This window comes from Amycolatopsis sp. WGS_07, assembly GCF_045278895.1.
Classification (GTDB): Bacteria; Actinomycetota; Actinomycetes; order Mycobacteriales; family Pseudonocardiaceae; genus Amycolatopsis.
Window position 1 is genome coordinate 7,351,158 of record NZ_CP136053.1, and the last position, 22,725, is coordinate 7,373,882.

The 22,725-nt window shown below is 69.9% G+C and carries 24 protein-coding genes and 1 pseudogene; 10 read left to right on the top strand and 15 right to left on the bottom strand.

The features are described 5' to 3' along the window. Positions 1 to 16: 16 nt before the first annotated feature. Positions 17 to 298 carry a hypothetical protein gene (locus RPX00_RS34515; RefSeq protein WP_406631713.1) on the bottom strand — a complete coding sequence of 94 codons (282 nt, stop codon included), beginning with the start codon at positions 296 to 298 and terminating at the stop codon, positions 17 to 19. Continuing rightward, positions 288 to 1,202 carry a chlorinating enzyme gene (locus RPX00_RS34520; RefSeq protein ID WP_406631714.1) on the bottom strand — a complete coding sequence of 305 codons (915 nt, stop codon included), beginning with the start codon at positions 1,200 to 1,202 and terminating at the stop codon, positions 288 to 290. The genes RPX00_RS34515 and RPX00_RS34520 overlap by 11 nt, the downstream gene beginning before the upstream one ends. A gap of 442 nt (positions 1,203 to 1,644) precedes the next feature. On the opposite strand from RPX00_RS34520, the gene RPX00_RS34525 reads away from it, so the two are divergent. Next, the gene (locus tag RPX00_RS34525) at positions 1,645 to 2,415 is read left to right on the top strand and encodes an SDR family NAD(P)-dependent oxidoreductase (RefSeq protein ID WP_406631715.1); all 771 of its coding nucleotides are present in this window, start codon (positions 1,645 to 1,647) and stop codon (positions 2,413 to 2,415) included. Between the two features lie 193 nt (positions 2,416 to 2,608). Here RPX00_RS34525 and RPX00_RS34530 read toward each other — a convergent pair whose 3' ends face one another. Then, a complete protein-coding gene (locus RPX00_RS34530) occupies positions 2,609 to 3,370 on the bottom strand; it encodes an alpha/beta fold hydrolase (protein WP_406631716.1) in 762 nt (253 codons plus the stop codon). 5 nt (positions 3,371 to 3,375) lie between these two features. After that, positions 3,376 to 4,482: a branched-chain amino acid aminotransferase gene (locus tag RPX00_RS34535; protein WP_406631717.1), complete on the bottom strand. Its 1,107-nt coding sequence runs from the start codon at positions 4,480 to 4,482 to the stop codon at positions 3,376 to 3,378. Between the two features lie 244 nt (positions 4,483 to 4,726). Between RPX00_RS34535 and RPX00_RS34540 the strand changes: the two genes are divergently transcribed. The 5 genes from RPX00_RS34540 to RPX00_RS34560 are packed head-to-tail and all read left to right on the top strand — an operon-like array spanning position 4,727 to position 8,854. Further along, positions 4,727 to 6,229: a hypothetical protein gene (locus RPX00_RS34540; protein WP_406631718.1), complete on the top strand. Its 1,503-nt coding sequence runs from the start codon at positions 4,727 to 4,729 to the stop codon at positions 6,227 to 6,229. Beyond that, the gene (locus RPX00_RS34545; RefSeq protein ID WP_406631719.1) at positions 6,196 to 6,858 is read left to right on the top strand and encodes an iron-containing redox enzyme family protein; all 663 of its coding nucleotides are present in this window, start codon (positions 6,196 to 6,198) and stop codon (positions 6,856 to 6,858) included. Before RPX00_RS34540 ends, RPX00_RS34545 begins: the two co-directional genes overlap by 34 nt. Next, positions 6,851 to 7,657, top strand: a complete 807-nt coding sequence (locus tag RPX00_RS34550) for a carbamoyltransferase N-terminal domain-containing protein (RefSeq protein WP_406631720.1) — start codon at positions 6,851 to 6,853, stop codon at positions 7,655 to 7,657. The genes RPX00_RS34545 and RPX00_RS34550 overlap by 8 nt, the downstream gene beginning before the upstream one ends. A gap of 38 nt (positions 7,658 to 7,695) precedes the next feature. Continuing rightward, on the top strand, positions 7,696 to 8,685 hold the full coding sequence (locus tag RPX00_RS34555) for a carbamoyltransferase C-terminal domain-containing protein (protein ID WP_406631721.1): 990 nt from the start codon (positions 7,696 to 7,698) through the stop codon (positions 8,683 to 8,685). Between the two features lie 31 nt (positions 8,686 to 8,716). Further along, on the top strand, positions 8,717 to 8,854 hold the full coding sequence (locus tag RPX00_RS34560) for a hypothetical protein (RefSeq protein ID WP_406631722.1): 138 nt from the start codon (positions 8,717 to 8,719) through the stop codon (positions 8,852 to 8,854). A 257-nt stretch (positions 8,855 to 9,111) separates the two neighbouring features. Here RPX00_RS34560 and RPX00_RS34565 read toward each other — a convergent pair whose 3' ends face one another. Further along, on the bottom strand, positions 9,112 to 9,882 hold the full coding sequence (locus RPX00_RS34565) for a thioesterase II family protein (RefSeq protein ID WP_406631723.1): 771 nt from the start codon (positions 9,880 to 9,882) through the stop codon (positions 9,112 to 9,114). Between the two features lie 82 nt (positions 9,883 to 9,964). Between RPX00_RS34565 and RPX00_RS34570 the strand changes: the two genes are divergently transcribed. From RPX00_RS34570 to RPX00_RS34580, 3 genes are all read left to right on the top strand, one after another. Then, positions 9,965 to 10,726, top strand: a complete 762-nt coding sequence (locus RPX00_RS34570) for a leucyl/phenylalanyl-tRNA--protein transferase (RefSeq protein ID WP_406631724.1) — start codon at positions 9,965 to 9,967, stop codon at positions 10,724 to 10,726. Positions 10,727 to 10,825: 99 nt separating this feature from the next. Beyond that, positions 10,826 to 11,809: a streptomycin biosynthesis protein gene (locus tag RPX00_RS34575; RefSeq protein ID WP_406631725.1), complete on the top strand. Its 984-nt coding sequence runs from the start codon at positions 10,826 to 10,828 to the stop codon at positions 11,807 to 11,809. Positions 11,810 to 11,819: 10 nt separating this feature from the next. Next, entirely contained in the window at positions 11,820 to 11,942 is a 123-nt protein-coding gene (locus RPX00_RS34580) for a hypothetical protein (RefSeq protein ID WP_406631726.1), read from the top strand. A 142-nt stretch (positions 11,943 to 12,084) separates the two neighbouring features. Here the strand turns inward: RPX00_RS34580 and RPX00_RS34585 are convergent, their stop codons facing one another. The 4 genes and pseudogenes from RPX00_RS34585 to RPX00_RS34600 form a co-directional block, all read right to left on the bottom strand. Further along, positions 12,085 to 12,375 (bottom strand): phosphopantetheine-binding protein, encoded by a 291-nt coding sequence (locus tag RPX00_RS34585; RefSeq protein ID WP_406643192.1) that lies wholly within the window; start codon positions 12,373 to 12,375, stop codon positions 12,085 to 12,087. Positions 12,376 to 12,386: 11 nt separating this feature from the next. Next, positions 12,387 to 15,401, bottom strand: a pseudogene (locus RPX00_RS34590) (amino acid adenylation domain-containing protein); the annotation flags it as partial. Positions 15,402 to 15,423: 22 nt separating this feature from the next. Then, complete coding sequence (locus RPX00_RS34595) at positions 15,424 to 15,615, bottom strand: MbtH family protein (protein ID WP_406631727.1); 192 nt, start codon at positions 15,613 to 15,615, stop codon at positions 15,424 to 15,426. After that, the gene (locus tag RPX00_RS34600; RefSeq protein ID WP_406631728.1) at positions 15,612 to 16,904 is read right to left on the bottom strand and encodes a cation:proton antiporter; all 1,293 of its coding nucleotides are present in this window, start codon (positions 16,902 to 16,904) and stop codon (positions 15,612 to 15,614) included. The genes RPX00_RS34595 and RPX00_RS34600 overlap by 4 nt, the downstream gene beginning before the upstream one ends. Before the next feature lie 162 nt (positions 16,905 to 17,066). Here RPX00_RS34600 and RPX00_RS34605 point away from each other — a divergent pair, with 162 nt between their 5' ends. Beyond that, positions 17,067 to 17,594 (top strand): O-acetyl-ADP-ribose deacetylase, encoded by a 528-nt coding sequence (locus tag RPX00_RS34605; RefSeq protein ID WP_406631729.1) that lies wholly within the window; start codon positions 17,067 to 17,069, stop codon positions 17,592 to 17,594. A gap of 314 nt (positions 17,595 to 17,908) precedes the next feature. On the opposite strand, the gene RPX00_RS34610 is transcribed toward RPX00_RS34605, so the two are convergent. From RPX00_RS34610 to RPX00_RS34635, 6 genes are all read right to left on the bottom strand, one after another. Next, positions 17,909 to 18,232, bottom strand: a complete 324-nt coding sequence (locus RPX00_RS34610; RefSeq protein ID WP_406631730.1) for a hypothetical protein — start codon at positions 18,230 to 18,232, stop codon at positions 17,909 to 17,911. 335 nt (positions 18,233 to 18,567) lie between these two features. Beyond that, positions 18,568 to 19,944, bottom strand: a complete 1,377-nt coding sequence (locus tag RPX00_RS34615) for an MFS transporter (RefSeq protein ID WP_406631731.1) — start codon at positions 19,942 to 19,944, stop codon at positions 18,568 to 18,570. 40 nt (positions 19,945 to 19,984) lie between these two features. Beyond that, entirely contained in the window at positions 19,985 to 20,677 is a 693-nt protein-coding gene (locus RPX00_RS34620) for a hypothetical protein (RefSeq protein WP_406631732.1), read from the bottom strand. Beyond that, a complete protein-coding gene (locus RPX00_RS34625) occupies positions 20,677 to 21,747 on the bottom strand; it encodes an aldo/keto reductase (protein ID WP_406631733.1) in 1,071 nt (356 codons plus the stop codon). The genes RPX00_RS34620 and RPX00_RS34625 overlap by 1 nt, the downstream gene beginning before the upstream one ends. Positions 21,748 to 21,757: 10 nt before the next feature. Then, complete coding sequence (locus tag RPX00_RS34630) at positions 21,758 to 22,012, bottom strand: hypothetical protein (protein WP_406631734.1); 255 nt, start codon at positions 22,010 to 22,012, stop codon at positions 21,758 to 21,760. After that, positions 22,012 to 22,629 carry an MBL fold metallo-hydrolase gene (locus RPX00_RS34635; protein ID WP_406631735.1) on the bottom strand — a complete coding sequence of 206 codons (618 nt, stop codon included), beginning with the start codon at positions 22,627 to 22,629 and terminating at the stop codon, positions 22,012 to 22,014. The genes RPX00_RS34630 and RPX00_RS34635 overlap by 1 nt, the downstream gene beginning before the upstream one ends. Positions 22,630 to 22,725 lie beyond the last annotated feature (96 nt).

The window sequence follows — 22,725 nt, forward strand, 5'->3', positions numbered from 1 at the left end:
CAGCGGGGCGACGGCGTCAGTGCCGGACCGGATCGGCCGCGCTGGCGTCGATCTCCCGCAGCACGGAGGCGATGCCGTCGAGGTCGTTGAGCCGCGGCACCCACTCGGGCCGGACGGAGACGCCGCCGTTCGTGTACTTCTTGATGTAGCTCATCAGCACGACGATCATGGTGAGCGAGCTGATGCCCAGCTCTTGGCGCGACTGCGCCCGGACGACCTGCTCGTAGGTCAGGTCCGCGCCGGCGGGCTGCGTCGAAAGGAATTCGGCGAACTTGTGCCGGTAGTCGTCAGCGCCCATTGCTCTCGACCTTCGGGAAGGGGAAGCCGTTGAGGTTGTTCTCGTGCATCCGGTTGTAGCCGTACTTGTCCTCGCCGGAGACCATCACGCCGCCGTGGTAGTCGAGGTCGATCGCGTCGCCGAACCCGCTGAGCCGGTTGATGTGCTCGTAGACCCGCACGGACGGCGAGACGTACCGGGATGCCAGCCCGACCCGCTTGTCGCTGCTGATGTTCGGGTTGGAGCCGTGCACGCACTTGGCGAGGAAGATGACGAACTGGCCCGCTTTCAGCTCCATGTCGACGATCTCTTGCTTGTTCGGGTCCCAGTTCTTGTCGAGCTTGAGTTCCGCGTAGTCGTAGCCGAAGAAGTCGTGGGACTTGTTCTCCACGTTGTAGGACATCGGCTTCGTCTCGTCGTAGTACCACTGCTTGTGGCTGCCGGGCAGGAAGCGCAGGCAGCCGTGCTCCTTGTCCGCCGGGGAGAAAGCCGTCCAGACAGTGAGTTCCTGCGTGGCGGCGGTGGTCTCCTCGGTGTAGCGCAGCGAGGGGTAGGAGACGTCTTCCGATTCGAACACGGTGAACGCTTCGACCTGGTGCCAGCCCGTTCCCGAGTCGCCGGGCTCCTTCTCGAAGATGTGCGTCTTCCAGCACATGATGTCGTCGTCCATGAGGCTGCGGAGCTTGTGGACGATCGCGGGCTGGGCGATGTGGCGCGACAGCGTGTCGCAGTCGAGGTGCCGGTCGTAGTTGATGATGGTGGAGTCGTGCGGCTTGTTCTCCGAGGTGACCATGTCGATCATGGCCTGGCTCCAGACCAGCGGAGCCTCGTCCTCGGCGTAGAGGTCGAACGGCCCGAGGAATCCGTTCTCCTTGAACGACTCCACCTCTTCGGCCGTCAGCCCTCGGGTCACGGTATCGCTCATGCTTTCCGCCACCTTGGATTCCCTTCTTCGATGAGACGCCTGCGGCCGGACATGCCTGGAATGAGGAATGCGAGGCCTCCCAGAGCCAACGTAACGACCGCCGGCCGGGACGTCTTGTCACCGGAACCGGTCTCTCCGCACGTCTGCCGGACCCGCCTCCGCCGCATCGTCCACAATGGACGTTACGGCAAATGAACTGTTGCCCTGTCGAAGCCTGTGTGTGAATATCGATCGAAGCTTCAGGAGACATCGTCGGAAGTCGTGTGTCCGTCCGTCGCGTGCGCTGGCCCAAGGCTTGAACGAAGGGTGCCCGTTCCGCACCGGTTTCGCCGGGACACCAGCACGGGGGACGCAGCTGTCGAGACGAGAGGATGGCACTCATGTGTCGTGTCAACCTGGTTTTCCCGCCGATGCGCCACGTCTAGCGTTGCTGCCCGGGGCCGTGAACGGCGCGAAGCCGCCGTCCTTGCCCGCCGCGGCGGGCTGTTTCGCCAGTTTGCCGGAGCCGTCTTCGGGCGGGCCGTCCGAAGACCGGGTCGCGCTCGTCAGCGGCGCCAGCGGCGGCCTCGGGCTGAAGATCGTCCGGATGCTGGCGGCGAACGGCATGCGGGTCGTGCTGGCCAGCCGCTCGATCGCGGGCGGCCGGGCCGCGGTCGATCTGCTGGGCGACCTGGCGGACCGGGTCGCGGTCCGCCAGCTCGACGTGAACGACGCGGACTCGATCGCCCGGCTGGCCGCCTGGCTGTTCCGCGCCCTCGGCCGGTGCGACGTGCTGGTGAACAACGAGGCGGTGCTCCTCGACGAGGACGAGGGGGCGAGCGCGGTCGACCCGCAGCTGGTCCGGCGCACGGTCGAGACGAACCTCGTCGGTGCCTGGCAGCTGACCCAGGCCGTCGTGCCGCTGATGCGCATCCACCGCTACGGCCGGATCGTCAACATCTCCAGCGAACTGGGCAGCCTCGCCTCGATGCGGGCGGACCTGCCCGCCTACCGCGTTTCGAAGTGCGCGGTCAACGCGCTGACTCGCGTGCTCGCCGACGAACTGGCCTGCTCCGGCATCCTGGTCAACGCCTGCGGCCCCGGCCCGGCCGAGGACGACAGCGACGAGATCGGACCGTCCGCGTCGCCCGCGGTCCCGGTGTGGCTGGCGAGCTTGCCCGACGACGGACCGACTGGGTCGTTCTACGGTGAGCGCGATGTGATCGACTGGTGAACGGGCGCTATCGGCCGGCGGGCAGGAACTGCTCGATGAGGAGGCTGACGAGGCCGGGCCGCTCGCTGACGAGGTCGTGCGTGGTCCCCGGGACGACGCACAGCTGAGCGCCGGGAATGGGTGTGGCTTGCCCGACGACGGGCCGACGGGTCGTTCTACGGCGAGCGCGATGTGATCGACTGGTGAACGGGCGTTATCGGCTGGCGGGCAGGAACTGCTGGATGAGCAGGCTGACGAGGCCGGGCCGCTCGCTGACGAGGTCGTGCGTGGTTCCCGGGACGACGCACAGCTGCGCGCCGGGAATCGACGCGGCGATGAGCAGGCTGTGGTCGGGCCGGACCGTGTCGTGGTCGCCCGACATCACCAGGACGGGCGCGGTGATCCGGCCAAGGTCGCCAGGGTCGATCCGTGGCTGCCGCGACCACATCCGGACAAGCTTGCGCAGCACGATGTCCAGATGCTCCGGGCCGTCCGGCGAAAGCCGCTCGTAGTGCAGCCGTTCGGCGTCCGCTCCCGGGCTGGGTCCGTCCACTTCGGACTTGACGAGGAAGGTGGCGGAGTCCGCCTCCGGGCTGGTCGTGAACGCGGACTGGTCGAGGTTCGCGCTGATCGAGACCAGCGATCGCACCCTCGCCGGATGCTCGAGCGCGAGCAGCAGCCCGATGATCCCGCCGTCGCTGTAGCCGACGACGTGCGCCGATTCGAGGCCGACGGCGTCGAGGTAGGCGAGGGCCTGGGCGACCCCGTGCGCGTACTGGTAATCCCCGTCCACGTCGGCCGAACGGCCGTGTCCAGGACGCTCGAACGCGAACACGCGGTAGTGGCGCGCGAGCGCGTCGGCCTGGGGCCGCATCGTTTCGAGCGAGCAGAGTCCGCCGTGCAGCAACAAAACCGGATCTCCGTCGCCGGAGGCTTCCGTGTACAGGTCGGCGTCGCCGATCCGGACGTAGGGCATCCCGGTTACCGGTACGGACGCGGGACGACCCGGACCCAGCCGTGGACGTCTTCCGCGCGTCCGTACTGCAGGTCGAGCAGCCGGGTGCGCAAGCCGGCGGTGACCGGGCCGACGCCGCCGTCCCCGATGGCGAACTCCTCGCCGAGATACCGGGCGCGGCCGATCCCGGCGATCGTCGCGGCGGTCCCGCAGGCGAACACCTCGCGCAACTGGCCGGAAGCCGCGTCGGCCCGCCACTGTTCGACTGAGTACGGGGCTTCGGCGACCTGATGGCCGGCCTCCTCGGCCAGCGTGATGACCGAGTCTCTGGTCACGCCGGCGAGAACCGTGTCCAACAGCGGCGGGGTCGTGATCCGGCCGTCGCGGAAGACGAAGAAGATGTTCATGCCGCCGAGTTCTTCCACGTAGCGGTGCTGCGCGGCGTCCAGGAACACGACCTGGTCGTACCCCTCCGAGACGGCGCGTCGCAGTGCGGGCAAAGCCGCGGCGTAGTTGCCGCCGCATTTGGCGGAGCCGGTGCCGCCCGGCGCGGCCCGCGCGTAGTCGTGGGCGACGTCCACCGAGATGGCGTCCGGCCCGCCCGCGAAGACCCCGCCGACGGGGGAGGCGATCACACAGAAGAGGTACTCCTCGGCCGGCCGCATGCCGAGAAAGGGCTCGGTGGCGACCAGGAAGGGACGGAGGTAGAGGCTGCCGCCGTCGGCCGAGGGCACCCATCGCCGATCCGCGGCGACCAGTTCCTCCAGCGCCTGGACGAAGAGTTCGCCGGGAAGCTCGGGCATGGCCAGCCGGCGGGCCGACCGCTGGAACCGCGCGGCGTTCGCGTCCGGCCGGAACAGCAGGACGCGGTCGTCCGGAGCGCGATACGCTTTGAGGCCCTCGAAAATCGTCTGTCCATAGTGGAGTCCGGCGGCCGCGGGCGACAGCGCCGTCGGCCCGAACCGCTCCACTTTCGCGTCGTGCCACCCCTCGTCCGGCCGGTACCGGACGGTGACCATGTGGTCGGTGAAGACGCTGCCGAAGCCACCTGGACTCGAAGGCGGCTCGGCGGAATCCTCCGGTGCGGCCGTCCGGTCGAAAACCACAGCGGGGGCATACCTGGTGTTCGCCACGACCACGAACGTACGCAACGCGGCCGGGACGGGCGCAGTCGCCTGAACCGGGGACGGCCCCGCGGAGCCGTTTTACGGGACGCGGCACCGCTTCGGCCCGGCATTAGTGTGCTCGGCAGCAGAGGTGGACCCGCTGGCCGCGGGCACCGCACTTGCGTCGGCTGCGACAGGGAAGCGAGGGCACATGGCCCGTCCGCGCCGAGCGGTCGCCAAGCTCTTCGACGGAGGAGGAGGAAGACGCGCGATGCGTCCATTCACCCGAAGTTCTGACCAGGCGGCCGACGACGATCCCGCGGCGTTGTCGGTGCGGACGGTGTTCGCGCGGGCGTGCGAGCCGGAGTGCGCTTCGCTGCCCGACGCGCTGCGGTCCGAGATCGTCGCCGAGCTGAGCCGTGCGGACGGCGGCCCGCGGGACGCCGCGGCCGTGTCGGAATGGGCCGCCGCGCAACGGGAACGCTTTGCCGCCCTCTTCGCGACTGCGGACAGCGAGGGCTGTGCCGACGTGCTCGTCCGCCGGGCGGCGCTCGCGTGCGCGCCCCTGGCTTCGGTGTCCGGTGCGTGGCTGCAATGGATGAGCGAGCCGGGCAACGCCGAGGAAGCGGTCACCATGCGGGTGCTCGCCCTGTATGCGGGCGACGTCGGCGCCGGGCATCCGCGGGCGTCGCGGGGGAGCGCCTACCTCTCGCTCCTGCAACACCTCCGGGTCGCGGTGCACGCGCATCCGGCGAGCCAGCTGGCGCAGGACCGCCGGATCGCCGACCGGTCTTTCTCCCTGCCGGCCTTCGCGTTGACGATGAGCCGGCACCCGAACGCGTACCGGGGCGAGATCATCGGCCTCGATCTTTGCCTGCGCGAGGCCGGGCTGCTCCCGCCGCTCGACGGTGTTCAGGCCCGGCATCCGCACGGGATCGGCTGGGACGCACTGGATCCGAGTCTCGCGCGCACGCCGGACGGGCCGTCGGCGGTCGACGATGCCCGGGCGCTGGCGGCCGCGTTCGCCGAATCGGCCGGGGCGTCCGGCGCGGCGGCGGTCGAGCGCGGCTTCGCGTGGGCGTTCGCCGCGCTGCGAGAGTGGTGCGACGAGGTGTACGACGAGCTGGACGCCGCTCGCGACCCGGGCTTCGAGATGGCGGAGCTGGTGCAGTCCCGGGCACGGGAGGCGTCCGCCTACCACGACCGGTTCAACGTCCAAGGCCGGCTGCTGAAGGACTGGCTCGTCGAGGCGCGCACCGACCCGATCCCGTTCCTGGGCGCGCTGGCGAACAGCCGCCTCGTCCGGCCGGGCCGGTCCGAGGCCAGCCGCCTGACCGGAGCCCTGGTGTCGGAGAAGGGCCGGATGTTCCGCGTGTTCCCGGACCAGGACCTGGACACGATCAGGCGCTGGATCGACGCGCTGCCAACGGATCCCGCGCAGCGGGCGGAGTGGCGTCCGCCCGCCCATCAGCCCCGCCGGATCACGCTCCGGCCGGCCCCGGACAGCGGCGACGGCGATGCTCCCGGGGACATCCGGCAGGCGTACACCGCCCTGCTGCAGCGCAAGACCACGCCCGCGGTCCGCCAGTACGCGCAGCGCTACGTGGAAAAGCGGCTCGCCCGGTGCCGCAGCGACATGGAGCCCTCCCCCGGACGCTGCCGGCCGAGCAGCCGCCGGACGGACTGCGGCCGTGGCTGCTCGACCAGCACGACCTGCACAACGACGAGTTCCACGACGGCATGGACGATCCCCTTCCCGACCGCGCCGACCTGATCGACTCGACCCTGCAGCTGGCGCCGCTCACCCTCATCGACGGTTCCTGGCTGGCCGGGTCCACCGACTACCAGCTCGCCTCGTCCGAGCGCGGCCACTTCCTGTTCGAGACCTACTGGGACGAACTCGGCAACGGCGACCTGAGCCTGAACCATCCGCTGATCTACCGCGCGATGCTGCGGGAGATGGGCATCGACCTCCCGCCGACCCGGTCGCCGGAGTTCGCGGCCTGGCCCGGGTTCCGGGACAAGTCGTTCGAAACGCCGGTCTACTGGCTGTCGATCGGCCGGTTCCCGCGCACGTTCGAGGCGGAGATCCTCGGCCTGAACCTGGCGATGGAACTGTCCGGCGTCGGCGGCAGCTACCGCCGCGGCCGCCAGTCGCTCGAGAAATACGGCTTCAGCACGGCGTTCCTCGACATCCACAACACCATCGACAACGTCGCCACCGGGCACTCGGCCTGGGCGGCCGACGCCATCGACGACTACCTGGCCCAGCAGACGCCGCAGGCGCGCCCGGACGTGTGGGACCGGATCCGGGCCGGCTACCGGTCGCTGAACCCGCCGCCCGGTCTGCTGTCCCGCAAAGGGGCCCGCCGGGCGCAATCCGAGAGGCGGTCCCATGCCTGACCTGATCCTGGGCATCTCCGCCTACTACCACGACAGCGCGGCGGCGCTCGTCCGCGACGGGCGTCCGGTCGCGGCGGCCCAAGAGGAGCGCTTCACCCGCCGCCGCCACGATTCGGGTTTCCCGGCGAACGCGGTGGCCTACACGCTCGACGAGGTCGGCGCGACGCTGGCGGACGTGTCGGCGATCGCCTACTACGAGGATCCGGAGCTGAAGTTCCGCCGCGTCCTGGCGACCTATCTCGGCGCGGCCCCGTACGGGCTGGCCTCGTTCCGGGACACGCTGCCCTCCTGGTGGACGTCGAAGCGGCGCACCGTCGACGTCGTACGCCGCGAGCTGGAGGGGTTGAACCTCGGTCCCGTGCCGGAGATCAGCCACCGGCGCCACCACGAATCGCATGCGGCGTCGGCGTTTTTCGCCAGTCCGTACGAATCGGCCGCGGTGCTCTGCGTCGACGGCGTCGGCGAGTGGGCGACCACCACGATCTGGCACGGGCAGGGGACCCGCCTCAAGCCCGTCGTCGAGATCCAGTTCCCCCACTCGCTGGGACTGCTCTACTCGGCCTTCACCTACTTCTGCGGGTTCAAGGTCGACTCCGGCGAATACAAGCTGATGGGCCTCGCGCCGTACGGCGAACCCCGGTACGCCGACCTGATCCGCGAACGGCTGATCGACCTCAAGCCGGACGGCTCGTTCCGCCTGAACATGCGCTATTTCGAGTACCTGCGCGGCCAGGTGATGACCGGCCGCGGCTTCGAGAAGCTGTTCGGCGGCCCGCGCCGCGAGCCCGAGGGGAGCTGACCCGGCGCGAGTTCGACCTGGCCGCGTCCGTGCAGCTGGTGACCGAGGAAGCCGTGCTCAAGCTCGCGCGGACCGCGCGGGAGCTGACCGGCGAGGCACGGCTGTGCATGGCCGGCGGGGTGGCTTTGAACTGTGTCGCCAACGGGAAAGTCGTCGCAGACTCGATTTTCGACGACCTCTGGGTCCAGCCCGCGGCCGGCGACGCCGGCGGTGCGCTGGGCGCCGCGCTCGCGGTCGCGATGGACCGGGGCTCCGGGCGCGCCCACGTCGGCACCGGCCGCGACGCCATGTCCGGAGCGCTCCTGGGACCCGCCTACGACGACGACCGGATCGCCGAATACCTGACGGCGGGCGGGATCCCGCACCGTCGGCTGGAGCCGGCGGCGCTGGCCGCCGAGGTCGCGAAGGCGATCGCCGCGGGCAAGGTCGTGGGCTGGTTCCAGGGCCGCATGGAGTTCGGCCCGCGCGCGCTCGGCGCCCGGTCGATCCTCGGCGACGCGCGCGATCCGCGGACTCAGTCGGTGATGAACCTGAAGATCAAGTTCCGGGAGTCGTTCCGCCCGTTCGCGCCGTCGGTGCTCGCCGACGAGGCGAAGGACTTCTTCGACCTCCCGCAGGACAGCCCGTACATGCTCGTGGTCGCTCCGGTCGCCGAGGCGGCCCGCCGGACGGTCGCGGCGGACTCCGGGCTCACCGGCCTCGATCTGCTGAAGGTGCCCCGGTCGGTGATCCCGGCGGTCACGCACGTGGACTACTCCGCGCGCGTGCAGACCGTCCGGGAGCGGGACAACCCCGCCTACCACCAGCTTCTCCTTGCCCTGAAAGAGGAAACCGGCAGCAGCGTCGTGGTGAACACCTCGTTCAACGTCCGCGGCGAACCGATCGTGAACACGCCGCACGAGGCCTACACCTGCTTCATGCGGACCGACATCGACCTGCTCGCGATCGGCGGATTCCTGCTGTCCAAGGCCGATCAGCCCGAGTGGAAAGAGGAACTGGACTGGCGCACCGAGGTGCCCCTCGACTGACGGCGCCGCCTCCCGCACCGAAGGGTCTCTGATGCGCAAAGCGATGCTCACGCTCGTCTACGTCCTGTTCGTGGTCCCGGCCGGCCTGGTGATCCGGGTGCTGCGCGATCCGATGCGCCGGTCCTGGAAGCGGGGGAGCGACAGCTACTGGCAGCGCTCGGACAGCTGACGTCGGTGCACCAGGGACTTAAGCCGCGTGTTCCGTGTGGTCCGCGTGGTCCGTGAAGGACTCCTTGAGGGAATTAGATTCCCTCAAGGAGTCCTTCACGGACCACTGTTCCCATGCGCGGGGGCTTAAGGCGGCTCGGCGGGGAGGGCTAGTGCCCCAATGGGGCATTTCGGCGGCGTTGAAGTCCTTTATGGACGGTCGGCGGCCCGCGGCGACGCCGCTTAAATCCCTGGCATCGGCCGGCGGTCTCACTGGTCTTACCGTTGTCCAACCGGCGAATTTCCCCACTTAGACATCCGGGCCGCCACGTCGGCGACCAGTTCGGCCTGGTGGGACCGAAGGTAGAAGTGATCGCCGTCGAACTGCCGCCAGTCGGCCGGTCCGGAGGTCAGCTCGCCCCAGGCGGCCGCCTCGGCCGCGCCCTCGTTGCCCGCGTAAGCGACGATCGGGCACCGCAGCCGCACCGGGTCGCGGCGGGAGTACGACAGCACCGCCCGGACGTCAGCCAGCAGCGCGGGGAGGATGAGTTCCCGCAGTTCCGGGTGCTCGAACACCGCGGGATCGCTCCAGCCGGACGCGCGGATGTCCGCCTCGACGGCGGCGTCGTCGAGTGTTTCCCGGGGCGGCTTGGCCTGGTGCGGGGCCAGCGAGTCGGAGGCGAACAGGCCCGCCGGATCCGGCCCGGCGCCTGCCTCCAGGCGGACCGCGACTTCGTAGGCGACGAGGCCGCCCATGCTGTGCCCGAACAGATACAGCGGCCGGTCGGCGTAGGGCGCGAGCGCGGGGACGAGCGCGTCCGCGATCTCGGGCACCGACTGCGCGCAGGGCTCGTCCAGCCGGTCCTGCCTGCCGGGGTACTGCACGGCGATCAGCTCGACCTGGGCGGGCAGCCGGGCGGCCCAGGGAAGGTATTCGCCCGCCGTGCCGCCGGCGTGCGGCAGGCAGACGAGGCGGGCCTCCGGATAGTGGCGCGGGCGCGGCCGGCGCAGCCAGCGCGCCGCCGCGCCGGGTGTCGTGGATACGGTCATCGAAGGCTCCCGTCGATCGCCGGTTTGGGGCCAGAATCCAGCTGTGCTTCGCTGCGAGGGATGCGTCTGGGACGGACTCCCGTTGAATACTGCCCCGGCCGGGGAGCCGGTCGCGATCGGTGGCCGGCTCGACCCGGCCACCCTGCTGGGCGCGTACCGGCACGGCGCGTTCCCGATGCCGGCCGGCTCGCCGGCCGAGGTCGAGGCGAACCATTTCCTGTACGAGGACGCGGTCGCCGCCGGGACGACCGTGCTGCTCGACTCGCCGCTGCCCGATCCCTACGCGCTGACCTGGTGGTCCCCGGACCCGCGGCCGGTCATCCCGTACGGGTGGCTGGCCAAACCGCGCACCCTCATGCAGAAACTGCGCAACCGGTTCCCCTGGACCACCACGGCGAACGAGAGCTTCGGCCAGGTGCTCGCCGAATGCCGCCGCGACCGCACGCCGGAGTGGCTCACCGACGAGCTGTGCGAGTGCATGACGGAGCTGCACAAGCTGGGCTGGGCGCACAGCGTCGAAGTGTGGGAGGGCGACGAGCTGGTGGGCGGCGCCGTCGGAGTCGGCATCGGCAGGGTGTTCGCCATGGAAACCTGCTTTCACCGGAGAACCGACGCGTCGAAGGTGGCGCTGCTCGACCTGGAGCACCGGCTGGCCGGCACCGGCGTGACGCTGCTGGACGTCGAATGGGACAGCAAGCCGAGCCAGCGGCTCGGGGCCGGACCGATGCCGCGCAACGAATTCCTCGCGATTCTGGGCCGCAGCAGCGATCCGGTCCCGGTGGCCGGCGGCGTGGCGGAGGCGCGCCGCCTCGGATTCCTGCGGCGTCCGGAGGTTGCCCCGTAAACAGGTGAGTCCCGCATGTCCGGCCGCCCGGTCAGGATGGTCCTAAGACCATGTCTTCGCCCGGAATCCGAGGCTGTGACCAAGAACGGGGCTGACCCAGTGCCAGTCGACACCTCTCGCTCCACAGTGGAATCGCGTCCCTGGGACAGCACTGTCGTCCGGCTGGCCGTCTCGTCGGTCCGCGAGGCCGACTCGCCGCGGTCCGCCGGAGTGGACATGGCACATGCGAGATCGCTGGCGGAGACCGAGGCGGACCTGCCGCCGATCCTGGTGCACCGGGCGACGGGCCGCGTCATCGACGGCATGCACCGCCTCACCGCCGCCCGGCTGCGCGGCGAGCCGGAGATCTCCGCCCAGCTGTTCGACGGCGACGAGAACGAGGCGTTCCTGCTCGCCGTCCGGCTCAACGTGTCGCACGGCATGCCCCTCACGATCGCCGACCGGCGCGCCGCGGCGGCCCGGATCATCCGCACCCATCCGCGGCTATCCGACCGGGCCGTCGCCGTCTCCGCCGGCCTGTCCGCGAAAACCGTCGGATCGCTGCGCCGCAAGCTCGACGGCCCGCCGGAGCCGGCGCGCGTCGGCCGCGACGGCCGGGTCCGGCCGGTCAACGGCGCGGCCGGCCGGCAGGCGGCGGCCGAGCTGATCGCCCGGCATCCGGACGCGACGCTGCGCCGCATCGCGCGGGAGGCGGGCATCTCGGTCGAGACCGCGCGGAGTGTCCGCAGACGCCTGCAGGCCGGCGAAGACCCGGTCCTGGACCGGCGCACCCGGCCCGCGCGCGACGACCAGACGGCGAGCCGACAGCTGCTGACGGTGAAGCTGGCGCAGGACGACCCCTCCGAAGAACTGCGGTCGCTGCTCGAAGCACTCCAGCAGGATCCTGCCTTGCGCTGCACCGAATCCGGCCGCGCGCTGCTGCGCTGGCTCGGCCCGCGGGTGCTGGTGCGCGACGAGATTCCGGTACCGCTGCAACGCATCCCGCCCCACTCGCAGATCAACCTCGCCGCGCTCGCGAGGTTCTGCGCGGCCGCCTGGATCCAGCTCGCCCTCGGGCTCGAGGAGGTCGACCAGACCGGCTGACCGTGCTCCTTTGCTGCCGCTGCACCGCATCCCGCCGCACTGCCGGATCAATCTCGGCGCGCTTGCGAGGCTGTGTGCGGCTGCGTGGATCCAGCTCGCCCTCGGGCTCGAGGACGTCGACCAGACCGGCTGACCGTGCCCGTTCGCTGCCGCTGCACCGCATCCCGCCGCACTGCCGGATCAATCTCGGCGCGCTTGCGAGGCTGCGTGGATCCAGCTCGCGCTCGGGCTTGAGGGCGCGCCCGCCCGGACCTGCAAGGTCCGGGCGGCATCGGTCAGCACGGCTCGGCGTCGCCCATCCGGCCCGCGAGGTCGGCCACAGTCGGAGCCTCGAACAGGGTGCGCACCGTGACCGTCCGCCCGGTGACCTCGGCCAGCCGGGTGACGACGGCGACCGCCAGCAGCGAATGGCCGCCCAGTTCGAAGAAGTTGTCCCGCCGTCCGACCCGGGGCACGGCCAGCACCTCGGCCCAGACCGCGGCGATCTCCTTCTCCAGCGGCGTTCCCGGCGCCTCGTACTCGGCCGCACCGGCCCACTCGGCCTCGTCGTCCGGCTGCGGCAGCAGGCGACGGCTCAGCTTCCCGCTCGGCGTCCGCGGCAGCTCCGGCACCGTCTGGTAGGCGGCAGGCACCATGTAGTCCGGCAAGCGGGCGGCCAGGAAAGCGCGAAGCTCGGCGGCGGCGGGCGGGACGTCCGGATCCGGCACGACGTAGGCGACCAGCCGCCGGTCGCCCTCCCCGTACCGGTGGACGCCGACGGCGCATTCGCGCACCCCGGGGCAGCCGGTGAGGACCGCCTCGATCTCGGCGACCTCGACCCGGAACCCGCGGATCTTCACCTGGTCGTCGGCCCGGCCGAGGAATTCCAGCCGTCCGGCGGAGTTCCAGCGGACCTGGTCGCCGGTGCGGTACATCCGGGCGCCGTCGCCGAACGGGTCGGGCAGGAACCGCTCCGCGGTCAGGTCCGGGCGGCCGAGGTAGCCGCGCGCCAGCGCGATCCCGCCGACGAACAGCTCGCCGGCCACCCCGGGCGGCACCGGCCTCAGCCCGGCGTCGAGCACATAGGCCCGCACGTTGTCGAAGGGCAGGCCGATGGGCGGCAGCGCGGGCCATCCGGCGGGGTCGCGGTCGAGCTGGTGGGAGGTGGCCAGGTGCACCTCGATGGGCCCGTACTGGTTGTACAGCGTGCAATCCGGCAGTCCCTCGAAGAAGGCCCGGACCGCCGGGGTCGCCTGAAGCTGCTCGCCCGCCGTGAGCACCGCGCGCAGCGAACGCGGGATCCGGCCGAGGCGCACGGCCAGCTCCGCCAGCCCGCGCAGGGCGACGAACGGCATGAAGATCCGCTCGATCCGCTGCTCCTCGATGACGTCGAGCAGCCGTTCGAAGTCGTGTCGCACGTCCTCGCCGACCAGGACGAGCGTGTCGCCGGCGGACAGTGTGGTGATCATCTCCTGGTAGAAGATGTCGAAGCTGAGCGCGGCCCACTGCAGCGTGCGGCCGCGGCCGCCGGGGCCTTGCCGCCGCTGCCACTGCACCTGGTTGTGCAGGGCTCGGTGCGGCATGGCCACGCCCTTGGGCCGCCCGGTGGAGCCGGAGGTGTACAGCACCCAGGCGATATTGGCTGGGTCGGCGAGATTCGGCGGCCCGGCGGCGCTGGCGGGGGCGCCGAACGCGTCGAGCGCCAGCACCGGGGCGGCCTCGTCCTTGCCGGCGGTCGGCCGGATCAGCAGCCGCGGCGCCGCGTCCTCGGCGATCAGCTGCTGGCGGGCGGCCGGGTAGGTCGGGTCGATCGGGACGCAGGCCCCGCCTGCCTTGAGCACGGCCAGGTTGGCGACCAGCAGATCGAGCGAGCGGGGAGACCGATGCCGACCCGTTCGTCCGGGCCGACGCCTCGTTCTCGCAGATGCCAGGCCAGCGCGTTCGCCCGCTCGTCCAGCTGGCGGTAGGTCAGCGCCCGGCCCTCGAACACCGCCGCGACGGCGTCCGGCGTGGCGGCCGCCTGCCGCTCGATCAGCTCGTGCAGACAGGTGCCGTCGTCGAACGGGCGGGCCGTGTCGTTCCAGACCTCGAGCATCTCGTGCCGTTGCTCGGCCGACATGAGCGGCAGGTCGTCGACTGGTGCGTCGGGCGCGGCGACCACCCCGGCCAGCAGCGTCACCAGATACCCGGCCAAGCGCTCGATAGTGGCCCGGTCGAACAGCGTGGTCTGGTAGTCCAGGTCGACGCTCAGCTCGCCCGCCTCGGTCTCCGAGGCGCCGAGCGTGAGGTCGAACATCGCCTTGTGCCCGGCCGCCTCGATCGGCGTGACGGCCAGCCCGTCGAGAAGGTCGAACTCGTTGATCACCAGGTGCGTGAACAGCACCTGGAACAGCGGGTGCACCGACAGGTCCCGCTGCGGCCGCAGCTCGGCCACCAGCCGGTCGAACGGCACGTGCCGGTGCTCCAGAGCCTCGAGCAGCCGCGGCCGGATCTGGCCGAGCAGTCCCGCGAACGTCGGCCGCCCGGCCAGATCCGCCCGCAGCACCACCGGATTGACGAAGTGGCCGATGCCGTCCGCGACGTCCGGATGCGCCCGCCCGTCGACGATCATCCCGATGCTGACGTCGGTCTGCCCGCTCCACCGGTACAGCAGCGTGTGGAACGCCGCGAGCAGCACCGTGAACATCGTGACGTTCTCCCGCCGGGCCAGCCGGCGCAGCCCGTCGGCGACTTCGGCGGGCACCGGAACCTGGACGAGGTCGCCCGCGAGTTCGGCGACGGCGGGCCGCGGCCGGTCGGTCGGCAGGCCGAGGGAATGCGGCGCGCCGGCCAGCCGGTCCTTCCAGTACTGCAGGTGTCGTTTGGCCTCGGCGCCGTCCCGGGCCTGCTGCCACAGGGCGTAGTCCGCGTACTGCATGGTCAGCTCGGGCAGCGGGGACGGGGCGCCGCTGCGGTAAGCCGCGTAGAGCGTGCGCAGCTCGTGGAAGAGGATCGAGAACGAGGACCCGTCGATCACCAGGTGGTACGCGCGGAACACGAGCACGTGCTCTTCCGGGCCGAGGCGGACCAGCTCGGTGCCGAAGTTGCGGGCCACGGAAATGTCGAACCGGTGCTCGCGGTAGCGCTGCTTCCGGTCTTCCAGCCACCGGGCCTGTTCGTCGGCGGAGAGGCCGGTCAGGTCGTGGGTCGTGAAGCGGGGATCGCCCGCGGGCTCCACCACCTGGACGCCGACTCCGTCGCGCGCGGGAAAGGCGGTCCGCAGGATCTCGTGGCGCCGCACGATCTCCGCGATCGCCGAGCGCAGCGCCGGCACGTCCAGCGCGCCGGCGAGCCGGTAGATCGCGGTGTGGTTGTAGGCGGGCCCGAGCAGGTCCATCCGGTCGAGGAACCACATGCCCTGCTGGTGCTCGGACAACGGGATCGTGTCCGGCCGCGCCGCGGGCGGCTGGTCGGCGCGGATCGCGGCGATCACCTCGGCACGCCGTTCGCGCAGCACCGCCAGCCGGTCCCCGTCGATGCCGCCGGCCGGCCGGTAGCGCAGCTTGCCGTCCTGCAGCCACAGCTGCACGCCGGCCAGGCGCAGTTCTTCCAGGAAATCCTGAATAGCAAGCACGGGCTGCCCGTTCCCGACGCGTTCAGCGGGCGCTGAGCGGGCGCAGGTCGGTCCAGCGGCTCTCGACGTAGTCCAGGCACGCCTCCCGGCTGTTCTCGGGATGCACGACCTCCCAGCCGTCGGGCACCTTCCGGCGGCTCGGCCACAGCGAGTACTGCTCCTCGTCGTTGACGAGCACCAGGAAACGGCCGTCGGTCTCGGCGAACGGGTTCACGGCATCGACTCCTTGTTCGGTAGTGGTGCGGACTCGGCGACGGCCCGGGGCTCGCGGTCGCGGCGCGCCCGCCACCGCGGGTAGACGAAGGGCAGCAGCAGTCCCGGCGTGAGCGTGGTGACCACCGCCATCACGACCATCAGCGAGTACAGCCGCTGGTCGAGCAGCCCGATCTGGAGCCCGACCGCCAGGACGATCAGCTCGGTGAGCCCGCGGGTGTTGACCAGCAGGGCGAGCGTGGCGCTGTGCCGGACCGGCATCCGCGACAGCCGGGCGGCCCCGAACGCGCCGAACAGCTTGCCGCAGTTCGCGACCAGGAGGATCACCAGCAGCAGGCCGAACGCCCGGCCGTCCATTCCGGACAGATCGACCGAGAAACCGGCCACCACGAAAAACGGGGGCAGCAACACGATCCGGTCGATCCGCTCGACCCAAGGCAGCACCCGCGCCCGGAGCGCGACGGCGCCCTCGCGGGGCATGACCGCGCCGAGCAGGAACGCCCCGAAGATGTTGTGCAGCCCCATCCACGCGGTCGCGTAGGACGACAACGCCAGCGCGGCGGCGATCGCGACCAGCAGCCCGCCGCCGACGATCGCCCGAGCGCCCGTTCCGCGGACCGCGGGCGGACGGGCCGCCAGCTTCGCCAGCAGCGGCCGCACCACCCCGGTGAGGAGCCCCACGAACGGCAACACGAGCAGAACGCGCCACGGCAGCGTGTCCCCGTGGGAGAACGCCACCAGAACCGCGAGCATCGACCAGGCGAGCACGTCGCCGACCGCCGCCGTCGCGAGCGCCAGCCCGCCGATGGGCGTGTCGATGAGGTCGCGGTCGGTCAAAATCCGGGCCAGCACCGGAAACGCGGTGATCGACATCGCGATCCCGACGTAGAGGCAGAACAGAATCGCACTCCGGCCCGACCGGTCGCCCACCAGCCCGATCGCGAGCACAGTGCCGGCCACGAACGGCACGACCGTCGAGCCCAGCGACAGCACCACCGCGATCCGGCCCTGACCGCGCAGCCCGCCGTCGGCCAGGTGCAGGCCCACCAGGAACATGAAGACGCAGATCCCGACAGTGGACAGCGCGGTGAGCGCCGGGCGGATGTCAGCGGGAAACAGTTCGCGGGTGAGCGCACCGTGGAACAGCGTCGGGCCAAGCAGAATGCCGCCGGCGATCTCCCCGATCACCTCGGGCTGCCCGAGCCGTCGGCAGAGCAAGCCCAGCAGCCGCGCGACCACGACGATCACGACAAGAGCGAGCAGGAATGCCACGACCGTACCGCCGTCCACCGCCGACCCCCTTCTGCCGCTGGGTCGACCGTAGGCAGGGGCGGGCAGTGCTGCGCAGTCACGTGAACCAGCGACGTTGCCTGGCGAAGGTCGGGCCGGAATTCCGGCGAAGGGAGTCACCGGCGGCTAACTCGCTCGACGACGCGCCGCGCTGCTGGGAGAATGCCGTTGGTGAGCCTCATCGAACTCGTCCTGGGCGACATCACTGAGCACGAGGTCGACGCGGTGGTGAACGCTGCGAACTCGTCCCTGCTGGGCGGCGGGGGCGTGGACGGCGCCATCCACCGCAAGGGCGGCCCGGACATCCTGGCGGAATGCCGGAAGCTGCGCGCCGGGCACTACGGCCGCGGACTCAAGACAGGGCAGGCCGTCGCGACGACCGCGGGGCTTCTGCCCGCTCGATGGGTGATCCACACCGTCGGCCCGGTCTGGTCGCCGACGGAGGACCGGTCCCGCCTGCTGGCCGACTGCTACCGCAACGCGATGCACGTCGCGGCGGACCTTGACGCACGCAGCATCGCGTTTCCGGCGATTTCCACCGGGATCTACCGCTGGCCGGTCGCGTCCGCCGCGGAGATCGCCTTGACGACGGTCGCCGAGACCGCGAAGGAGACACCGGGGATCACTTCGGTGCGGATGGTGTTGTTCGATCAGAGCACGTACGACGAATTCGCCGCGGCTGCGCGATGAGCGTGCCACGCTTTTCTGGCCGCGCCGTTCGGTGCCGCGGATGGGGGTGTGGTGCCGGGCGGCTGTTTCGAGCAGAAGCGGAGTGCGCAGCTGGTGGTTGCGCTGGGATGTCGCCCTCCGGGCTTCTCGCGCCCGGTGAGGTGTGCCGGTGACCGCCGTCCGCGGATGTTCGTCGTTTGCGACCGTGGTTCGCGCTGTTGAGCATGATCGATGTCAGTGACTGGCGACTGTGCATGGCCGGAGCGGTGCGCAGGTCCTCAACCAGGGTGTTCAAGACCAGTAATCGCACACTGGTCTTGAACACCCTTCATGCGTCAGCCCGCGCGGCATCCCTTCCAGTACCAGTCCGAGGTCGGCGCGTCCTGCGTCGTGTCGAAATTAATGCACCACCGCGTGTGGCCGTCAGTGCCGAGCACGTAGTAATGCCCCTGCAGCGGGAGTCCCTGAGCATCATAGAGATCGGTATCGAAGTAAATGCCGGTACCGCTTGGACTGGCCTGCCCGTTGCCAAGCCGGTGCCATGGTCCGCCGTTCCACGCGGCGTAGTACGTCAAGTAGTCGACACCGACTACGGCGATCGTCTCGCCTCTGGACCCGGGGCTCCAGATCTGCCAGGGGCTGTGGTGCTGGCCGTTCATCTCGCACCCCAGGTAGTGGCCGCTGTAGATCGCGTGCGTGTTGCCGGGGCAACTTGCAGCTGGGGCCGCGTTCGCGGAAGGGGCCGCCGCCAGCGGGCACAATACTGTGGAAACCGCCACCGCTGACCTGATGCTTCGCCAAGGATTTCGGAACATGTCAATTCGACCCTTCCGTTTGTCTGGCCGTAAGCATTGCGGAGCTGAGGTGCGGAGCACATCCTTTTTGCCCTGGCTGAACTGCTTGACACAGTGCTTGACAGAGGGGCGGTGCGCGTTCGGGACGGCGGTCCGGCCGGGCTCAAGCCGTGTCAGGCGTTGTCGCAACCCCGCGGCCTTTACTCAGGCGACGCCGCGGACCGCGTTCGTGCATCGCTGCTCGGCGACTCGGCTGCATCAGCAAGCATGTTCGCCCGGCCGAGCCGGTCCACCGGCACGCGGTACGTCTCCGGTCCCGTCCAGACGGCAATGGCCGCGATGCCGATGCACACTCCGGTGAACGCCGCGACCGGGAGCCACCCGTACGTCCCCGGTCGCTGCAGGAGCGCTCCGATGACCGGGGCGAACCCGACGAGGACGAGGCCGATCTGCTGCCCGATAGCCATTCCGGAATAGCGCACCGGGGTCGCGAACAGTTCCGCGAAGTAGACCGGATAGACGGCGCTCCAGAACGAATACAGCACCGACATGAACAGGAATGCGCCCAGCGAGATCAACACGATGCTGCCGGTCGTGATGAACCAGAAGAACAAGAAGAGCGACAAGAGGCTGCCGACGGCACCGATCAGGAGTGTCGGTTTCCGGCCGATCCGGTCGGACAGCGACGCAGCGAGTGGCAGAACCGCGAGCGACAACCCGAGCGTGACGGCGTTGACGACCAGCATTGGCGATTTGCCCACGCCGGCCGTCGTGCTGGCGTAGGACAGGCTGAAAAAGCTGAAGATTGTTTGCGAGGAAGCCATGAGCGTCATCAGGACGACCCGTAACACCGCCGTCGGCTGGGTGCGCAGGACTTCGACGCCCGGAACGCGCACGACGGAGTCGGTCTCCTGCTGTTTCTCGAACTCCGGCGGCTCGTCGAGGCGGGTGCGGACCCAGTACGCGATCGCGAAGACCACGACCGACGACAGGAACGGGATCCGCCAGCCCCAGGCAAGCATCTGAGCGTCGGGAAGCGCTGCGACAGGGATGAACACGAGCGTCGCGAGGAGCAAACCCGCGGAGCAGCCCGTCGAGGCCCAGCTGGTGAAGAAGGACCGATGACGGGCCGGCGCGTGCTCCAGGGTCAGGGTCGTCGCGCCGGCCAGTTCGGCGCCGGCGGAGAAACCCTGCGCCAGCCGGGCCGCTACCAGCAAGATCGGCGCCCAAATTCCTACCGAGCCATACGTCGGCAGGAGTCCCACTGCGAACGACGAGGTGCCCATGATCGCGAGGGCGATCATCAGCACCCGCCGGCGGCCGATCCGATCGCCGAAGTGCGACATCACAATTCCGCCGACGGGCCGTGCGACGTAAGCGACTCCGAAGGTGGCGAAGGACAGGGCGAGCCCGACGGCGGCATTGCCGGAGGGGAAGAACAGCCGGTCGAAGATAAGCGCTGCCGCGACGGCGTACAGGTAGAAGTCGTAGTACTCCAATGTGCTCCCGAGAAACGCCGCGATTGCGGCTCGCCTGGCGGACGTTTTCGTGCGCTTTTCGTTGGCGGTGTGGGGCATCGTTGCTCCCTTGGTCCGACGGAATTTCTCGGGTCTGCTCTCAGCCTCTGTCGATCCGCTCAATAAGCGCGTACGTCAGCCGCCAGTGCGTGTTCCGGTTCTGCCAGGACGGCGGGCCTTCCGTCACCGGAGGTACGGGCAGGTTTGTCACGGTGGTGTGGTCTAGCTCGTAGATCGCCGCGTACCGGGGCGCGGCGGGTGCGGATGAGGGGAACGTCTGGCACAGCTCGTAACGTGTGACGAAGTGGGACTGGAGAGCGCCGCGTGCCTCGCGAAGATGTGTCTTGTCGTAGAACGTGTTGAACGCCGTCAGCTCTTCCGCCCGGGTACCCGCTGCGGGGTCCATCCCGATGAGCCGCACGCCCCGGCTGGTTCCGGTGTCGTCTCCGTAGGAAGCGAGCGAGCGCCAGAGGAAGCGCCAGCGAACGGCGAAATCTCGCCGGCGCAACGGCATCGGGGTGAACGGCATGACGAATTCGGGGTCCGAGTTGACGGTGCGGTAATGGGTGGCCGCGTGCTCGTCCATTGTGTACCGCGCCAGCCACATCGGACCGCGGTCGCCGCGCTCGTCTTGTTCGGTCAGCCGGTACCGCGCACACGAGATCATGCCCGGGTAATAGGCCATTACTTCGGGTACATGGACGGTCGAATAGAAGCGATTGAACTCGCGCAACGCGGAGTCCTCGATCGCCGGGGTGTCCATTCCGACCCAGTACTCGAAGCGACCAGGCACTACAGGCTCTCGACCGTGAGGCGCTCCCGGGTTGGAGGCGCGGTCGGGTACCGCTCCAGGAGGTGCTGGATCGCGCGGTCTTCCTCTGGGAGCAGTGGCGTGTCGATCGCGTTCACCGCGGGAGCGAAGCCGTCGACGACGCGGGGACCGATGTTGAGTGCCGTCACCGCGGGCTGGGCCAGCGTCCATGCGTAGGCCAGGGCGCTGGGCGTGCGACCGAAGGCCCCGGCGATCGAGACGAACTCTTCGATCAGGTCGAAATTCTCGTCGGTCCAGTACATGTCGGCGTAGCGGCGGCGGAAGCCCATCGTGTCCCGCAGCGAGTCGTCACCGCGTGTATGGGCGCCCGCCAGCAGTTCTCCCGCCAGTGCGTTGAAGGCGAGCACGCTGACCCCGGCCGCCTCGGCGGCTGCCAGCTGCTCGCGCCGCGCGTCGCGCTCGAAGATGTTGTAGTGGATCTGTTGTGACTGATAGGAAACGAGATTGTTGACCTCGCTGGCCCACAGTGCCCGGTACAGCTGCCAGGCCGCGGTCTGCGAGCAGCCGACGTAGAGGATCTTGCCCTGGCGGACGAGGTCGTCCATGGCGTGCAGGGTCTCCTCCACCGGAGTCGACGGATCGAAGAAATGCGCGACGTAGATATCGATATAGTCGGTTCCCAGCCGTTTCAGCGACGCCTCGACCGCGGAGATCAGGTGCTTGCGGGTGAGACCACGCGACGTCGGCCCGATCCCGCGTTTCATGTAGAAGGCGTGGTCGACCTCGACCCGGCGCGGCGTCGCGTTCCAGTCCTGCATCGTGGTCGGCGCGTCCGCCGTCCCGACCCGCATGCCGGCCTTGATCAGCAGGTTCACCTCGTCGCGGCGCGGCCGGATCGCCTGCCCGAGCAGTTCCTCGGCCCGCCCGTTGTGGTAGGCGTCCGCCGAGTAGAACGTGTTGATCCCGGCGTCCCACGCCGCGTCGACGAGACGCCGCGTCGACGTCTCGTCCTCGAACTCGCCGATGAACGTGCCGCCGAAGAATGCCTGCGAGACAAGGAGTCCCGTGTGGCCGAGCGTGCGGTACTGCATTGATCGCTCCTTACCTGTGCGGGTGATAAACGTGTCCGCCGGACTCCGTCGTCTCGACAGTCCCCAGCGTGAGGATCGGCATGTGCACCGCCGTGACGACGGCGCCGAGCCGGGCTGCGCGATCGAATAGCTCGCGCCGCGTGGCGAACGACGATTCCGGTGCCACGTCGTAGCTCTGCAGCCACTGCGGATGCGTGAAATGCGCGGTGTGGTGCACGACGTCGCCGAGCAGCATGGCGTGCGCGCCGGTAGAACTCAGCAGCATCACCGTGTGGCCGGGGTGTGCCCCGGTGACGGGATCAGGCGGATCCCGGGGGAGAGTTCGAACTCGTCGACGTAGGTGCGCAGAACGCCCGCCGACTCGAGCGCCTCAAGGTAGCGCCTGATCAGCGCGGGCTCGATGTTTCCCGCTGCCGACCCGGACTGCCAGTACTCCAGCTCCCGGCGGTGCAGCCAGACCTCGGCGGACTCGAAGGTCAGGCTTCCGTCCGGCTTGAGCAGGTGCCCGCAGTGGTCGATGTGCAGATGGCTGATGACCACCCGGTCGACTTCGCTGGGATCCACGCCGGCCTCTTCGAGCCGGCGCAGCAGGTTCCCGCCTTCGCGGATGCCGGGGGACATCGACCGAGCCCGCGGCCCTAGCCCGCAGTCGAACATCGTCGTGGTGTCCGGTGTCTGGACCAAAAACCCGCCGAAGGTCACCGGAAACGGCGTGTCGGGGGAGTCGACTCCGACGACGGGCATCCAGCAGGCGGGATCGACACCGTGGAACCAACTCGCTCGCGGCTCCACGACGACACCGTCGCTGAGGTGCGTGACGAGCGTGCGGCCGACTCGGAAGGACCCGCTCAGGAGCAGATCCTGAAGTGCTGTCTCGGACATGGTGACTCCGATGCTCGTCGAGGTCTGACCGGTCGAAACGGGAGCGCTGCGGAACAGCCGGAACGGTTGCCCGGCTTGAGAATGCTCAGTCGCGGC

What these genes read in the sequence shown, in the direction of transcription:
- RPX00_RS34515 (WP_406631713.1), bottom strand. Translation starts at nt 298, where the DNA reads ATGGGCGCTGACGACTACCGGCACAAGTTCGCCGAATTCCTTTCGACG.
- RPX00_RS34520 (WP_406631714.1), bottom strand. Translation starts at nt 1,202, where the DNA reads ATGAGCGATACCGTGACCCGAGGGCTGACGGCCGAAGAGGTGGAGTCG.
- RPX00_RS34530 (WP_406631716.1), bottom strand. Translation starts at nt 3,370, where the DNA reads ATGCCCTACGTCCGGATCGGCGACGCCGACCTGTACACGGAAGCCTCC.
- RPX00_RS34540 (WP_406631718.1), top strand. Translation starts at nt 4,727, where the DNA reads ATGCGTCCATTCACCCGAAGTTCTGACCAGGCGGCCGACGACGATCCC.
- RPX00_RS34545 (WP_406631719.1), top strand. Translation starts at nt 6,196, where the DNA reads ATGGACGATCCCCTTCCCGACCGCGCCGACCTGATCGACTCGACCCTG.
- RPX00_RS34550 (WP_406631720.1), top strand. Translation starts at nt 6,851, where the DNA reads ATGCCTGACCTGATCCTGGGCATCTCCGCCTACTACCACGACAGCGCG.
- RPX00_RS34560 (WP_406631722.1), top strand. Translation starts at nt 8,717, where the DNA reads ATGCGCAAAGCGATGCTCACGCTCGTCTACGTCCTGTTCGTGGTCCCG.
- RPX00_RS34565 (WP_406631723.1), bottom strand. Translation starts at nt 9,882, where the DNA reads ATGACCGTATCCACGACACCCGGCGCGGCGGCGCGCTGGCTGCGCCGG.
- RPX00_RS34605 (WP_406631729.1), top strand. Translation starts at nt 17,067, where the DNA reads ATGCCGTTGGTGAGCCTCATCGAACTCGTCCTGGGCGACATCACTGAG.
- RPX00_RS34610 (WP_406631730.1), bottom strand. Translation starts at nt 18,232, where the DNA reads ATGAACGGCCAGCACCACAGCCCCTGGCAGATCTGGAGCCCCGGGTCC.
- RPX00_RS34615 (WP_406631731.1), bottom strand. Translation starts at nt 19,944, where the DNA reads ATGCCCCACACCGCCAACGAAAAGCGCACGAAAACGTCCGCCAGGCGA.
- RPX00_RS34625 (WP_406631733.1), bottom strand. Translation starts at nt 21,747, where the DNA reads ATGCAGTACCGCACGCTCGGCCACACGGGACTCCTTGTCTCGCAGGCA.
- RPX00_RS34630 (WP_406631734.1), bottom strand. Translation starts at nt 22,012, where the DNA reads ATGCTGCTGAGTTCTACCGGCGCGCACGCCATGCTGCTCGGCGACGTC.
- RPX00_RS34635 (WP_406631735.1), bottom strand. Translation starts at nt 22,629, where the DNA reads ATGTCCGAGACAGCACTTCAGGATCTGCTCCTGAGCGGGTCCTTCCGA.